At 67.3% G+C, this 14,478-nt stretch carries 15 protein-coding genes; 5 read left to right on the top strand and 10 right to left on the bottom strand.

The genetic code is table 11. From position 1 onward, the window contains the following. Positions 1 to 3 precede the first annotated feature (3 nt). The 5 genes from D2V04_RS01035 to D2V04_RS01015 all read left to right on the top strand — a co-directional run bounded on the left by D2V04_RS01035 (position 4) and on the right by D2V04_RS01015 (position 4,986). Entirely contained in the window at positions 4 to 846 is an 843-nt protein-coding gene (locus D2V04_RS01035) for a hypothetical protein (protein WP_147391744.1), read from the top strand. A gap of 43 nt (positions 847 to 889) precedes the next feature. Next, positions 890 to 2,368, top strand: a complete 1,479-nt coding sequence (locus D2V04_RS01030; protein WP_119511532.1) for a DUF4403 family protein — start codon at positions 890 to 892, stop codon at positions 2,366 to 2,368. A 65-nt stretch (positions 2,369 to 2,433) separates the two neighbouring features. Then, positions 2,434 to 3,765: an amidase family protein gene (locus D2V04_RS01025; protein ID WP_119511531.1), complete on the top strand. Its 1,332-nt coding sequence runs from the start codon at positions 2,434 to 2,436 to the stop codon at positions 3,763 to 3,765. Between the two features lie 50 nt (positions 3,766 to 3,815). Further along, positions 3,816 to 4,238: a YbaY family lipoprotein gene (locus D2V04_RS01020; RefSeq protein ID WP_119511530.1), complete on the top strand. Its 423-nt coding sequence runs from the start codon at positions 3,816 to 3,818 to the stop codon at positions 4,236 to 4,238. A 100-nt stretch (positions 4,239 to 4,338) separates the two neighbouring features. Then, positions 4,339 to 4,986 carry a trimeric intracellular cation channel family protein gene (locus D2V04_RS01015; protein WP_119511529.1) on the top strand — a complete coding sequence of 216 codons (648 nt, stop codon included), beginning with the start codon at positions 4,339 to 4,341 and terminating at the stop codon, positions 4,984 to 4,986. Between the two features lie 18 nt (positions 4,987 to 5,004). Here D2V04_RS01015 and D2V04_RS01010 read toward each other — a convergent pair whose 3' ends face one another. From D2V04_RS01010 to D2V04_RS00965, 10 genes are all read right to left on the bottom strand, one after another. Further along, on the bottom strand, positions 5,005 to 5,664 hold the full coding sequence (locus D2V04_RS01010; RefSeq protein WP_147391743.1) for a hypothetical protein: 660 nt from the start codon (positions 5,662 to 5,664) through the stop codon (positions 5,005 to 5,007). A gap of 113 nt (positions 5,665 to 5,777) precedes the next feature. Further along, on the bottom strand, positions 5,778 to 6,302 hold the full coding sequence (locus D2V04_RS01005) for a hypothetical protein (protein WP_119511527.1): 525 nt from the start codon (positions 6,300 to 6,302) through the stop codon (positions 5,778 to 5,780). 137 nt (positions 6,303 to 6,439) lie between these two features. Continuing rightward, a complete protein-coding gene (locus D2V04_RS01000; protein WP_119511526.1) occupies positions 6,440 to 8,608 on the bottom strand; it encodes a prolyl oligopeptidase family serine peptidase in 2,169 nt (722 codons plus the stop codon). A gap of 75 nt (positions 8,609 to 8,683) precedes the next feature. After that, the gene (locus D2V04_RS00995) at positions 8,684 to 10,039 is read right to left on the bottom strand and encodes a serine hydrolase domain-containing protein (RefSeq protein WP_119511525.1); all 1,356 of its coding nucleotides are present in this window, start codon (positions 10,037 to 10,039) and stop codon (positions 8,684 to 8,686) included. 93 nt (positions 10,040 to 10,132) lie between these two features. After that, positions 10,133 to 10,555: a 50S ribosomal protein L17 gene (gene rplQ, locus D2V04_RS00990; protein ID WP_119511524.1), complete on the bottom strand. Its 423-nt coding sequence runs from the start codon at positions 10,553 to 10,555 to the stop codon at positions 10,133 to 10,135. 128 nt (positions 10,556 to 10,683) lie between these two features. Further along, positions 10,684 to 11,739: a DNA-directed RNA polymerase subunit alpha gene (locus D2V04_RS00985; protein ID WP_119511523.1), complete on the bottom strand. Its 1,056-nt coding sequence runs from the start codon at positions 11,737 to 11,739 to the stop codon at positions 10,684 to 10,686. 100 nt (positions 11,740 to 11,839) lie between these two features. Further along, on the bottom strand, positions 11,840 to 12,229 hold the full coding sequence (rpsK, locus tag D2V04_RS00980; RefSeq protein WP_047805755.1) for a 30S ribosomal protein S11: 390 nt from the start codon (positions 12,227 to 12,229) through the stop codon (positions 11,840 to 11,842). A 59-nt stretch (positions 12,230 to 12,288) separates the two neighbouring features. Beyond that, positions 12,289 to 12,657, bottom strand: coding sequence for a 30S ribosomal protein S13 (gene rpsM, locus D2V04_RS00975; protein ID WP_119511522.1), 369 nt, complete (start codon positions 12,655 to 12,657; stop codon positions 12,289 to 12,291). 358 nt (positions 12,658 to 13,015) lie between these two features. Then, positions 13,016 to 13,726: an SRPBCC family protein gene (locus tag D2V04_RS00970; RefSeq protein ID WP_119511521.1), complete on the bottom strand. Its 711-nt coding sequence runs from the start codon at positions 13,724 to 13,726 to the stop codon at positions 13,016 to 13,018. An 83-nt stretch (positions 13,727 to 13,809) separates the two neighbouring features. After that, positions 13,810 to 14,454 carry an adenylate kinase gene (locus tag D2V04_RS00965; RefSeq protein ID WP_119511520.1) on the bottom strand — a complete coding sequence of 215 codons (645 nt, stop codon included), beginning with the start codon at positions 14,452 to 14,454 and terminating at the stop codon, positions 13,810 to 13,812. Positions 14,455 to 14,478 lie beyond the last annotated feature (24 nt).

Here is a 14,478-nt window from a genome sequence, read left to right as displayed (position 1 = left end):
ATCATGTGGACCGGGGGCGAGGACGGACAACCGTGGTTGTCCGAATCCGCGCTAATCGCAGCAGTGGGCGCGAGCCTGCTGCTGTTCCACGTCGGCGGCGCGCCGTCGACCTACTCGCTCGTCAACGCAGCCGCGCTGGGGCTGGCCTTGATCGTCATGGTTGCCTCCCGCCGGCTTCATCTAGGCGCGCGCGGCGCAGCATGGGTGGTCGGCCTGGGCTTGAGCGGAATCTGCGTCACGCTCGTCAGCGGCGTCGATGTGGAAGGCGTCCGCCGGTGGATACCGCTCGGACCCGTTCGCCTACATGCCGCCATGCTGCTTTTACCGGCGGTGCTTGCCGCCCTGCCCTGTCTCCCGGACCGGTGGCGGCTGGCCTGCGTTGCCTTGGCAGCGGCGATCTTCGTCTGGCAGCCGGACCCGGCGGCGGCGCTGGCGCTCGCTTTCGGCTGTCTGCTGGCCGAATGGCGCAATCGGCGATCGGCCGTTGCCCTGATCCTAGTTGCCACGTCCGTTGCGGGCGTGATCGCCGCGGCCGCCCGCGCCGTGCCGCTGGCGCCGGTGCCGTTCGTCGAGATCGTGCTTGCACAGGGATTTATGCTGCATGCCGCTCTCGGGATGGCACTTGCAGCAGCCCTCCTGTTCGCGATCTTCGCTCCGCTGCTCGATAAGGCCAATCGCGCGAACGCAGCTGCCGTATCCGGAGGATGGCTCGGATTTTCAATTGCTTCGGTAGCCGGCCCCTATCCCACGCCGCTCGCCGGGTATGGTGCGGCGGCGATCCTCGGATACGGCCTCGCGATTGCCGTGCTGAGAGCAATGGTCCAGTTACGCGTTGGAAGCGATTGAATAACGGTATATCTGCATCCAGGGCAACAGGATGCAGCGACCTATGGCGATCGGTCGAATTGCCGCATGGGCGGCCTTCGTGGCCGCATTCGCGCTGGCGGGCTGCAAGAAGGATGCGCCCGCCGGACCTCCTCCGCGGGCGCAGGGCACGATCCAGGTTCCGCCGCAATCCTCCGTCATCGCCGTGCCGGTCACGGCCGATCTGTCCGCGCTCGGCACCGCGCTCGAGCGGGAAGTGCCGCGCACGCTGTGGAAGATCGACCGCAAGGGGGAGACCTGCGTTGCCTCCGAACGGGTCGAGGTCGCCTTCGTCAAGCTCAAGACACCCCGGATCAAGTGCGACATCGTCGGCCGGGTCACCCGCGGGCGGCTGACGTTCGAAGGGCGCGGGCAGCGGATCGTGGTCACCATGCCGATCCACGCGGAGGTGCGCGCCAAGGACATCGCCGGCGTGTTCAAGCAGGAGACCGCGACCGGCGACGCGCGAGTGCGCGCGGTGGTCGATATCGCGCTGAACCGGGACTGGAGCCCGCGCGGAACGGTCGACATCCAGTACGACTGGACCGATCCGCCGCACATCGACTTCCTCGGCCAGCGCATCGAATTCACCAGCAAGGCGGACGCCAAGCTCAAGAGCGTGGTGGCGCGGCTGGAGCGCACGCTGCCGCGCGAGATCGCCAAAGTGCAACTCCGCAGTGAGGTGGAGCGGCTGTGGGGCGAGACCTTCACCTCGCTCCAGCTCAACGAGTCGAACCCGCCGGTGTGGATGCGCATCACTCCGCAGGAACTGCAGTACGGCGGCTTCACGCTCTCGGGTAAACGGATCGAGCTGCAGCTCGGCATGAAGGCGCGCACCGAAACGTTCGTCGGCGACCGGCCCGCCGATCCACCTGTCACGCCCCTGCCGCCGCTGGAGGAACTCGACGAGGAGCCCGGCAAGCTGGTGTTCTTCATCCCAGCGATCGCGGACTACGCCCAGCTCGAACCGGTGATCGCCGAGGCTCTGGCGAAGCGCGCGCAGCGGTCCTTCACCCTCCCCGGTATCGGCGCGGTGGATGCGCGCTTCGGCAAGGTCGAAGCTTACGGCACGACCGGCGGCCGCCTGGCGGTGGGCGTCACGTTCACCGCGGCGCCGCGCGACCGCGCGCTCGGCGCGGCCAGCGGTACGGTCTGGCTGACAGCGAGGCCCGTCAATGCCGAGAATTCGCGCGAGGTTTCGTTCCGCGACCTCGAAGTCACCGGCGATACGAACCGCACCGGCGCGGATCTGCTGCTCGACCTCGCCAACTCGCCGGGCTTCTCGCAGACGATCGCGCTGGCGCTCGCGCAGAATTTCGAGCACGACTACGACCAGCTCCTGGCGAAGATCGGGCGCGCGATCGAGAGCAAGCGCGAAGGCGATCTGCTGATCCGCGCGCGGATCGAGGACGTGCAGACCGGACGCCTCACCGCAGCGGGGCAAGGGCTCTATCTGCCGGTGCGCGGCACGGGGACGGCGTCGATCACCCTCGCTCCGCGCTGAACCTCTGCGCTTGCAAATCAGGCCCGTTTGCCCATGCTGCGGCGGCGAACGGGAGATAAGATCGAATGATTCCGACACTGACCGACCAGCCGGGCGCGATCGCGCTCGCGGCGCAGATCCGCCAGCGGGAGTTGTCGCCGCTTGAGGCGGTCGATGCCGCGATTGCGCGGATCGAGGATCGGGATATGCAGATCGACGCGGTCGTGGTCTGCGATTTCGAGCGCGCGCGCGAAACCGCCCAGGCGCTCGACGGTCAGTCGCCGGGCGAGAATCGCCCGCTGTTCGGCGTGCCGATGACGATCAAGGAAAGTTTCGACATCGCCGGTCTGCCGACCTGCTGGGGGCACAAGCAATTCGCGGACAACATCGCCAAGCGCGACGCGCGGATCGTGCAGAAGCTCAAGGCGGCGGGCGTGATCTTCATCGGCAAGACCAACGTGCCGCCCGACCTGGCCGACTGGCAATCGCGCAACCCGGTCTATGGCCGCACCCGCAATCCGCACGATACCTCGCGCAGCCCGGGCGGCTCCTCCGGCGGCTCGGCGGCGGCGGTCGCCAGCGGCATGGTGCCGTGCGAGTACGGCACGGACATCGGCGGGTCGGTCCGCGTGCCGGCGCACTTCTGCGGGGTCTGGGGCCACAAGACGAGCTGGGGCCTGGTCTCGAAGCACGGCCACGACCATCCGATGATGGCGGGCGGCGACGCACACGACGGCGCGCTCTCGATCGCCGGGCCGATCGCGCGCAATGCCGATGATCTCGCTCTCCTGCTGCAACTGACCGCCTCGATTCCGATGCGCGCGAACGGCAAGCGACTGGCCGATTGCCGTCTGCTGCTCATCACCGACTACCCGGGAAGTCCGGTCGACGCGGCGGTGCTCGGCCCGATCGAGGCGGCGGCCGCGGCGCTCGAAGCCGCAGGCGTTCGGATTGAGCGCACGACCGACCTGCTGCCCGACCTCGCGCGGCAGCAGCAGGATTACATGAAGATGCTCAACATCGCGATGGCGCGCGGCATGCCCGCGCCCGACGGCAGCCGCGCGACCGCGACCGACTGGTTCAACCTGCTCGACGCCCAGGCGCGCAACGAAGCGGCGTGGCACGCGCTGTTCGAAACCTACGACTTCGTCCTCGCGCCGCCCGCGCCGGTGCTCGCCATGCCCCACCGCGAGGGCCGCGTGTTCGACGGGACGCTGACGATCAACGGACGCGAGGAAAGCGCGGCCGCGGGGCTCGCCTGGGCCGGGATCGCAACCTTCCCCAACCTGCCCTCCACCGTGCTGCCGGTCGGGGCAACCGACGGCCTGCCCTGCGGCATGCAGGTGATCGGCCCGCGCTGGTCCGATCTCGACTGCATCGCCGCGGCGAAGGCGATCGGGGAGATCTTGCACGGTTGATAGGCCAGCCAATGGCGCCACACCGAGCAAATCTATCGGGAGAAACGACGATGCGTCTTCTACTGTTGCTGCCGATTCTTGCAGCGCTCGCCGCTTGCGAAACTACCGATACGTCATCTGCGGCTTCCGAAACCGCGGCGGCCCGCGTGACACTCGATGGAACCGCCGCTTATCGCGAGCGCATAGCCCTGCCGCCCGATGCGCGGCTCAGGGTCGCGATCTCGGACGTAAGCCTGGCGGATGCCCCGGCTCCGATCATCGCGGAAACCGAGATCGAGACGGCAGGAAGACAAGTGCCGATTCCCTTCGCTCTCGAGTATGATCCGGCACAGATCGTACCAGGCCGCAGCTACGCCGTCTCGGCCCGGATTACCGATGCTTCGGGCACGCTGTTGTGGATCACCGACACGCGGTTCGCGCTGCCCGCACCGGGAACAACGGCAAACCTGATGCTCGTGCGGGTACAACACTAAGCGCGATCGCGACCGGATTCTTCAACCCGAGTTGAAGTTCACTCTCCAGGAGCCCACGCGCCCGTTTCCTCACGCGCGAAACGCGCCTAGGACGGGCACCATGTTTCCCGATGCGCCCGCCCTGCCCCCTCTGCTCGACCTCGCCGGTACCGCGGTCTTCGCGCTGACCGGAGCGCTGCTCGCGGCGCGGCTGCAGCAGACGTTCGTCACCATGGCGTTCTTCGCGCTGGTGACGGGCGTGGGCGGCGGATCCTTGCGCGACATGCTGATCGGCGCGCCCGCCTTCTGGCTGCGCGATCCGTGGGTGGCGCTGGTGATTTTCGTCACCGCGTTGATCGCCTGGTTCACCCCGCGCCGCTGGTGGGAGGGGAGCCTGCTCGAATGGGCCGACGCAGCCGGCCTGGCGGCTTTCGCCGTGCTCGGCGCGGCCAAGGCGCTCGCGTATGGCGTCGACCCGCTTCCCGCCGCCGTTCTCGGCATCATCACTGGCTGCGCGGGCGGCGTGGTGCGCGACGTGATCGCGGGTGTGCCGTCGATCATCATGCGGCCCGAACTCTACGTTACAGCCGCCGCGCTCTCCGCGGGACTCACAGTGATCGGCAGCGTCGCCGGCTTGCAGGATGCACTGATCTGGAGTGTGGGCTGGGCCGCCGGCTTCGCGCTGCGCGGCGCAGCGATCCGCTGGCAGATCGCCCTGCCCAGCTATCGTGAACGCGAGCGGCGGAAGAAGGAGGAGGCGGAGCTCTGACCCCTCCGCCGCTCCACCTCAATAACCTTCGTAATTCTCGCCCGGCAGTGGGCCGCCGGGATAAGCCGGCTGCAACGGTGCCGTGCCGCCGTCGACACGGCTCCAGGCAGCGGCATAAGTCTCGTCGTCCCACTGATTGCCGCGCGCTTCGGTGGTGTAGTTTACGCCGCCCTCGCCATAGTCGATGTCGGAGATGCGCCCGTCGTTGCCGATCCGGCAGGTGAAGCGCCCGCCGTCGTAGAGCGATCCGTTGACGCGCCAGCCGCCCGCGGCACGGTCGACCCCGTCGACCGAGGCCACGCGCACGTCGCGCTCGATCTCTGCGACGCACATCTCGGCCGTGCGGTCGAGCCCGTCGCTCTGGTAGCTCGGCTGGTATCGATAGTCGCCGCGCCGTTCGTCGCGATCGTTGTCGAAGGCACCCGCAAGCGCGGCGATACCGCCGATGATGACCGCGCCGGCGATCACGTCGCCCGCGTCGATCCCGTTGTCGCGGTGCCGCCAGCGACGGTGCCGCTGCCTTTCAGCAGCGACGCTTTCGGCGCTCCACACTACGGGCGCGTCGTCCACCGCGGCCGGGCCGCGCGTCGGTAGTTCGATCGCGGCAGCCGGCGTGGCGGCCATCACGAGTGCGGCGACACTCGCGAGCGTAGCGGAGATCTTAGAAATGCGGCTCATGGGCCTCGTGCCTTCCAAACGGCGGCATCGTACCGCTCGATTGCTGAATGGACTAGGCGGTCCAGGATTTCGTCACCCTGAACCGCCCGGTCCGTCGTATGCTGTCGCTGGCCTTACCTCAGGCCGCGGATGCCGTCGTAGTCGATGTCGTAGACCCGGCCACGGTCGATACGGCAGGTGAACTTGCCGGTGTCGTAGCCGCGGCGGCGATCATACCGATCGTAACGGTCGTAGCCGTAGCGGCTGTAGCGATCGTAGCGTCCATCGACCGTCATGCGGCCCTTCACGCGCAGATCGCCCCGGCGGCCGTCGACGTCGCGGATTTCGGTGACGTCGGCGTAACGGTAGCCATAGCGGCGGGCGTTGTTCTCCACGGCGGCGACACAGCGCTCGATCGCGCCGCGCGGGCCGTAGTTGTAGCCACGCCGGTAACGGTCGCGATAGCGGTCGTCGTCGCCATCGAAAGCGCCGGCAATCGCGGCGATGCCGCCGATGATCACCGCGCCGGCGATCACATCGCCGACGTCAATCCCGTCGTCGCGGTCGTAGTAGTCGCGCGCCATCGCAGGCGCAGCTGAAGTCATCGCCATCGCACCCGCGGCGACGGTTCCGACAAGGGCTTTGGAAATGGGCTTCATGGTACATTCCTCGCTCTGCCGGAAGCGGAACTGCTCCCGGCTACGAGTGCCCTTTTAGACCACCCGCACTGAGACGAGGCTGAATCGGGGCGACAGCCGTCGTTCAGACAACTGCCCTCCAACATGAACGTTGATGCTTACTCGGCCTCTTCATCTCCCGGCACGGCCAGGCCGGTCCAGTGCGCGAGGAAGCTCAGCACGTCGGCCCCTTCCTCGATCGCCTTGTCGGTCGGCTTGCCGCTGCCGTGGCCGGCGCGGGTCTCGATGCGGATCAGGTGCGGCTTGTCGCCCACCTCCGCCGCCTGCAGCGCAGCAGCATACTTGAAGCTGTGCCCGGGTACTACGCGGTCGTCGGTATCCGCCGTCGTCACGAGCATCGCGGGATAGTCCACGCCCGAGCGAATGTTGTGATACGGCGAATAGGTGCGCAGCACCTTGAAGTCGGCTTCTTTCGAGGGATGGCCGTAGTCGTCGACCCAGTAGCGGCCGGCGGTCCAGCGATCGAAGCGCAGCATGTCCATCACGCCCACCGCCGCGTTGGCGGCATCGATCAGGTCGGGCCGCTGGTTGACCACCGCGCCGACCAGCAGGCCGCCATTGGAGCCGCCCTGGATCGCAAGCCCGTTCGGCGTCGTGTAGCCGTTGGCCTTCAGGTACTCGCCGGCGGCGATGAAGTCGTCGAACACGTTCTGCTTGTTGTGCAGGCGCCCGGCGTCGTGCCAGGCCTTGCCGTATTCGCCGCCGCCGCGAATGTTGGCGAGCGCGAACACGCCGCCCGCCTCGAGCCAGGCCATGCGCGAGGCCGAGAAGCTCGGGGTAAGCGAGATGTCGAACCCACCGTAGCCGTAGAGCAGCGTCGGCGCCGGACCAGTGATGTCGTTGCGGCGGACGATGAACATCGGCACGCGCGTGCCGTCCTTCGAGGTGTAGAACTTCTGCTCGGTGACGAAGCGCGCCGGGTCGAAGGTCAGCTCGGGCTCGGCGAAAGTCGTCGTCTCGCCGGTGTCGACGTTCAGGCGGTAGATCGCGCCGGGCTGGTTGAAGCTGGTGAAGCTGTAGAAGGTCTCGGGATCGCCCGGCTTGCCCTGGAAGCCGCCCATCGTGCCGAGCTCGCCCAGCGCGGTGCCGTCGAGCGCGGCATCGTCCAGCCCGTTCCCCTCGAGGTCGTAGACCGCCACGCGCGTCGCCGCATCCTTGAGGTAGGTGACGATCAGCTTGTCCCCGACGATCGAGGCGCTTTCGATCGGCTGCTCCGTTTCCGGCACGATGGTGGTCCAGGCAGGAGTTGGCGCCGACAGATCGGTCGTGACGATCCGGTAGCGGGGCGCATCCTTGTTGGTGACGAAGAACGCCTTGGTGCCGATCGTGTCGATCGGGTTCCAGGCGTTCTCGAACCCGGTGACCAGCGGCTTCGCGTCCCACGTGCCGCTCCGGCCCTGCAGGTCGATGACGTGCACTTCGTACTTTGCATCGGTCCCGAGCGAGCTGATGACGAAGCCCCAGCGCCCGTCGTCCGACACGCCGAGGCCATGGCCGCGCTCCGGATGCTCGGGCGTCGCGAAGACCATCCGGTCTTCCGACTGCGGCGTGCCGAGCTTGTGGTAATAGACCGCCTGATTGTAGTTCAGCGCCTGAAAGTCCTGCCCTTCTTCCGGCTCCGGAAAGCGCGAATAGAAGAAGCCTTCGTTGCCGAGCCACGAAATGCCGGTGAACTTGGCCCAGCGGATCTCGTCTTCCAGCGGCTGCCCGGTCCTGGTGTCGAGCACGCGAATGATGCGCCAGTCGGTGCCGCCGTCCTGCACCGCATAGGCGAGCAGCGTGCCGTTCTGCGACGGCTCCCATCCGGCAAGCGCGGTCGCGCCGTCCTGCGCCCAGGTGTTCGGATCGATCAGCAGCCGCGGTTCGGCATCGAGGCCGTGGCGGACGTAGAGCGGGCTCTGGTTCTGGAGGCCCGTGTTGCGGGTGTAGAAATAGTACTCGCCGGCCTTCTGCGGGACGCCGAACCGCTCGTAGTCGAGCAGCGCGCCGATGCGGGCCTTGAACCAGTCGTTACCCGGCAGCGCCTTCAGGTAGGTGTCGGTGAACTCGCTCTGCTGCTCGACCCAGGCGGCGACTTCGGCGTCGTTGCGCACGTCGGCCTCGAGCCAGCGGTAAGGATCGGCGATCTTCTCGCCGAAGAGCGTCTCGGCGACGTCGCCGGTGCGGGTTTCGGGATAGGCGGGCAAGGGAACCTCTTCGGCGGTGAGCGGCGCTGCAAGGGCGAGCGAAGCGGCAGAGGCCGCGAGCGCGGCGGAACGAAGGCGCATGGTATTCTCCCGAAAGACCGATCCACAGTCGTTGCCGATGTAACCGCCTGACGCGGCTTTGCAATCGCTCAGGGATCAGTTGTCCAGCGCGGCGAGCACGTTGCGCGTGAAGGCGGCGATGTCGAAGCCGCTGCCGGGCGGATCCTCGCCCCGGCGGACGATGACGACCTCGCGGCTCGGCACGATCACGACATATTGCCCGCGGTTGCCCATGGCGGCGAACGTATCCGCCGGAACGCCGTCGCTCTTGTTGAACAGCCAGAAGCCGGCGCCATAGCCGAAGTCGCGGTCCGGCTGCGGGCCGGAGGGAGAGGAGACGTACCGAGTCCAACCTTCGGGCAAGATGCGCTCGCCGTTCCACACGCCGCCGTCGAGGTAGAGCTGCCCGAGCGTGGCAAGATCGCGCGCGGTCGACCAGACCTGGCTGGAGAGGATGTAATTCCCCTGCCAGTCGGTCTCCGCCACGGTATCGTGCATGCCGAGCCGGTCGAAGAGCTCCGCCGGCGGATGCTGGGCGAACGTGTCCTCTATCGCTTTCACCGCCATCAGCGTGTCGTTGTTGGCATAGCGATAGACGGTGCCCGGCGCATGGATCAGCGGCCAGACCGCCGCACGCTCCCCGACCGTCGCGCCGCCGAAGTAGAGCGGATCGGTGCGGTTGCCCGGCGTGTCGGAGTAGCGGCCCGAGGCCATGCGCAGGAGGTGGTCGACGGTGATCGCCCGGCGCGGATCGGTGTCGGTCAGACCGAGGCCGGCCGTAGATGCCACGTCGATGTCTCGGCGCTCTACGGCCGCGCCGATCAGGGTCGCAGCGATGCTCTTGGCGACCGACCAGGTCCGCTGCGGCGTATCCGGGCCGAAGCCCTCGACATAGCGCTCGCCGAGCGTGTCTCCGCCGCGCCGGACCAGAACGGCCGTCGTGCGCGCGCCCTCACCGTAGGAAGGGGAGAAGCCACGATCGAGCGCGGTGGCCAGGGCCGCGGCCTTGGGCAGGACAACCGGAGCGGAGGGGTGGGACTCCTGCCGGACCGCAACCTTGCCGGGCGACGGTTCGCCACCGATCGGGAGCAGCGCGCATCCCTTGCCGGTGTCGTGCACCGCGTAGCGCGGCGGCATATCCTCCGCCCAGGCGACGGAGACGTGGCGTACCTGAGCCCCGCCCTCGTCCGCCCGAACGATCTCGTAGGGCAGTTCGCCCACGATCCCGTCCAGCGGCGCCTGAATGCCGGTGAGTTCCCACTGCATCACGCTTTCGGGCGTCCGCTCCGCGCCGGCACGTTCGGCATTGGCGATCGCGCTGCACAGGAACAGCGCCTTGTAGCCGGCAGCGAGCGCGCGGTCGTAGCGGGCGTCGAGCGCCTCCTGCTGGCTTTGCGCAATGGCGGGAACGGGCGCGAGCAGCGCGGCGGCGGCGATGAGATGGCGGATCATGGGCCGCGTTGTGCCACGCGTTCGCGCGCAGTCAAACGAAAGGGCCGCGGAGTTTCCCCCGCGGCCCTTCGTACATACCTATCTTGGTGCCGATCAGGCTTCCTCGAACTCTTCCTCGTCGTTCATGACGGGGCCCGAGTCCTGGCCCTTCGCATCGACGTCGCGGTCGACGAACTCGATCACCGCCATCTGCGCGGCGTCGCTGGCGCGGTAGCCGGCCTTGATCACGCGGGTGTAGCCGCCGTCGCGGTCGGCGTAGCGCTCGGCGAGAACGTCGAACAGCTTCTTGAGCTGGGTCTCGTCGCCGAGACGGCTCATCGCCAGGCGCCGGTTGCTGAGGCCGCCGCGCTTGGCGAGCGTGATCAGCTTCTCGACGTAGGGGCGCAGTTCCTTGGCCTTGGGGGCCGTGGTCATGATCTGCTCGTGCTTGATCAGCGCGGCCGCCATGTTGCGGAACAGGGCCTTGCGGTGACCGGTCTTGCGCTGCAGCTTGCGGCCTGAAATTCCGTGACGCATTTCTCGTTACTCCGTTCGTAAGGGGGCCGTATCAGGTACCCCGGTCCTGGCCGAATTGAGGGTCGGCCGTTTGCCCTTGTCTGATCCTCCCCATTTTCGCCTGCGGCGAAAGCGGGGAGGATAAACCATCAGCCAAGCAGTTCCTGTTCGAGCTTCTTGGCCATTTCCTCGATGTTCTCCGGCGGCCAGCCAGGGATGTCCATACCGAGGCGCAGGCCCATCGAGCTCAGGACTTCCTTGATCTCGTTGAGGCTCTTGCGGCCGAAGTTCGGCGTGCGGAGCATCTCGGCCTCGGTCTTCTGGACCAGGTCGCCGATGTAGATGATGTTGTCGTTCTTGAGGCAGTTGGCCGAACGGACCGACAGCTCGAGCTCGTCCACCTTCTTGAGCAGGTAGCGGTTGAGCTGGTTGGCATCGCTCTCTTCCGGCTGCGCGGCGTGGCCGATCATGGCCGAGCTCGGCTGCGGAATGCCTTCCTCGAAGTGGACGAACAGCGTGAGCTGGTCCTGGAGGATGCGCGCGGCGTAGGCCACGGCGTCTTCCGGAGTCACGGTGCCGTCGGTCTCGACCGTCAGGCTCAGCTTGTCGTAGTCGAGCTCCTGCCCGACGCGGGCGTTCTCGACCTTGTAGCTGACCTGGCGGACCGGCGAGTAGAGCGAGTCGACCGGGATCAGGCCGATCGGCGCGTCGGCCGGGCGGTTCTGCACGGCCGGAACGTAGCCCTTGCCGGTGTCGGCAGTCAGTTCGACGTTGAAGGCGGCGCCTTCGTCGAGGTGGCAGATCACGAGATCCTTGTTCATCACCTCGATATCGCCCGACACGGCGATGTCGCCGGCGGTGACCGTGCCGGGGCCGGTCTTCGAAAGCTGCAGGCGCTTGGGGCCCTCGCCTTCCATCTTGAGCGCGATCTGCTTCACGTTGAGCACGATGTCGGTCACGTCCTCGCGCACGCCGGCGAGCGAGGAGAACTCGTGCAGCACGTTCTCGATCTTGATCGAGGTGATCGCCGCGCCCTGGAGGCTGGAGAGGAGCACCCGGCGCAGCGCGTTGCCGAGCGTGAGGCCGAAGCCGCGCTCGAGCGGTTCCGCGACGAACGTGGCCGTGCGCGACTTGCCGCCGGCGGCCTTGATTTCGAGGCTGTTGGGTTTCTTGAGTTCCTGCCAGTTCTTGGTGTTGACGGCCATGGATTTCCCCTAGGGTTCAGATACGGGCAGGACCGGCTGCGCTGGTGGGCGCGTCCGGTCCGTTAGGGTCGGCGGCACGACACCGCCGGGCAGGTACGGATCAGACGCGACGGCGCTTCGACGGCCTTACCCCGTTGTGCGGGATCGGGGTGACGTCACGGATCGAGGTGATCGTGAACCCGACGGCAGCGAGACCGCGCAGCGCGCTCTCACGGCCCGAACCGGGACCCTTCACTTCGACCTCGAGGGTGCGCACGCCGTGTTCGGCGGCTTTCTTGCCCGCGTCGTCCGCGGCGACCTGGGCGGCATAGGGAGTCGACTTGCGGCTGCCCTTGAACCCCATCATGCCGGCGCTGGACCAGCTGATCGCATTACCCTGCGCATCGGTGATGGTGATCATCGTGTTGTTGAAGCTGGCGTTGATGTGCGCGACGCCGCTCGAGATGTTCTTCTTGTCGCGCCGCCTGATCCGGCCTGGTTCGCGTGCCATGGGCTGAGTATCCTGTTCCTAAAAAGAAGTGATGAAAGCGAAGCTGCGAAAGCGTTCGCTTACTTCTTCTTGCCCGCGATGGGCTTCGCCTTGCCCTTGCGGGTGCGGGCGTTGGTGTGCGTGCGCTGACCGCGAACCGGCAACTGGTTGCGGTGACGCAGGCCGCGATAGGACCGGAGGTCCATCAGGCGCTTGATGTTCATCGCGGTGTTGCGGCGAAGGTCGCCTTCAACGGTATAGTCGCTGTCGATCGTCTCGCGGATCTGCAGGACTTCCGCATCGGTCAGATCCTGCACGCGGCGCGAATGATCGATGCCCAGCTTGTCGGCGATCTGCACGGCCGTGGTGCGGCCGATACCGTGAATGTAGGTGAGCGCGATGATCACGCGCTTGTTGGTGGGGATATTTACCCCGGCAATACGAGCCACTTACTTCTCCATGCTCCACAGGGACGCTGCCGGCCGGTCCGCTGGCGAACTGGTGGCGACCCCTATCTCAACGCTGTCGTTCATCGGCATGGCCGGAGCCGGAATGGCAAAAAGCCCGGATGGCGCGCTACGAAGGCTGCCGCCTGCCAGACTTGTCCGCCCAACTATCCCGAAATGCCGAATGAACGGCGCGCTTAGGGTGATTCGCTGCGCACGTCAACCGCAATGCGCGCGCAAACGAGCACGCCGCGCGATATGGGCGGCCTGCTCGAGAATGCAAGCCCATGCCATAGCAGCTTGCGGGTCAGGTCGAAAGCCTCCCGGTGAGTTTACCATGGCATACGCCGGCACGGCAGGGTCAAGCGCCGTCGGAGAGATCGCCGAACGCCTCCTCGACGCTCGGCTTCTTCTTCGGCGATGCGTCGGCCTCGTCTTCCGCGGGATCGGCTTCGTCGGCGGGCTCCGCATCGGCGCCCTCGTCCGGCGACTTCTCCTCGGACGGCGCGCCGACCGGGCCGAGCAACGCCGCGAGGCCGGCGAGCTGCTGGCTCATCACGCCGTCGACCGCCTGCGCGATCGGAGGGACCTCGTATCGCATATAGCCGCCGACGACGTACTCGAAAGTGATCGTGGTGCCCTGCTCCACTTCGGCGAGCGCGATGGTGAGCACGCCGGTCACCGCTTCGCTTTGCAGCGGCCCCAATGCGCCGCGCATCCGCAGGGCCTTGTCCGGGGTCGCATGGATCACGGCCATGTGCTGAACGCTGCCGGCGAGGCCGACGTCGCCCTTGGTCTCGACTTCGGGAATGCGCTCGCAGAAGCAGCCGCCCGCCTGGGGTGTGATCGAGAGGTTCGCCGGGTCGCCCGACCAGGTGTGCGCCTCGTTCCACCACTTGGCCGGAGAGATCAGCGCCATCCAGGTCTCTCGTGGCGTGGCCTCGACGGTTACCGTGTCACGCGTGACGAAACCCGCCGCGTCCTGCTTCACCACTTTCGCTGCGGCGGTGGCCGGCGCCAGTGCCGCGGCCCCGGCCGCCATCGCCAGCATGGCCATGCGAATCTTCGGCATCGTCAATCCTCCCCTGTCGCGCAGCTATTCCATAGCTTGCGGCGCGCGCAAAGGCCCGCCGGCGATTGCGAGGGGGACGGCGGTCAGCCGAGGATCGCGTCGATCGCGCGGGTCACGTCCTCGATGCCGGCCATGCCGTCGACCCGGCTGACGATCCCGCGTTTCTCGTAGATCGGCAGGATCGGCGCGGTCTTGGCGCGGTACTCGGCCATGCGGGTGCGGACGGTTTCCTCGTTGTCGTCGGGCCGGCGCTTGAACTCGGTGCTGCCGCACTTGTCGCACACGCCCGGAACTTCGGGCTGCTTGAAGGTGTCGTGGTAGCCGGCGCCGCACTGGGCGCAGGTGAAGCGGCCGGTGATCCGCTCGACCAGCGCGTCCTCGTCGACCTCCAGCTCGATGACATGGTCGAGCGAGCGGCCGTGGCTGGCGAGAATGCGGTCGAGCGATTCAGCCTGTCCGGCAGTGCGCGGATAGCCGTCGAAGATCGCGCCGACGTCCTTGCCCATAGCGGTCAGTTCGGCGTCGATCAGCTCGGAGACGATCTCGTCCGACACCAGCTCGCCGCGGTCCATCACTTCCTTGGCCTTGAGGCCGACCGGCGTGCTGTGCTTGACGGCCGCCCGCAGCATGTCGCCGGTCGAGAGCTGGCGCATGCCGTGCCGCTGCTCGAGGCGCTGTGCCTGCGTGCCCTTGCCCGCCCCCGGAGGGCCCAAGAGGATGATGTCCAAACCGCTTCCCCTATCTTCGCGCCG

The organism is Pelagerythrobacter aerophilus (genome assembly GCF_003581645.1).
In the GTDB taxonomy this organism is placed as follows: Bacteria; Pseudomonadota; Alphaproteobacteria; order Sphingomonadales; family Sphingomonadaceae; genus Pelagerythrobacter; species Pelagerythrobacter aerophilus.
The sequence above is the reverse complement of the archived record's forward strand: the minus strand, read 5'-3'. Positions and strand labels throughout refer to the sequence as shown.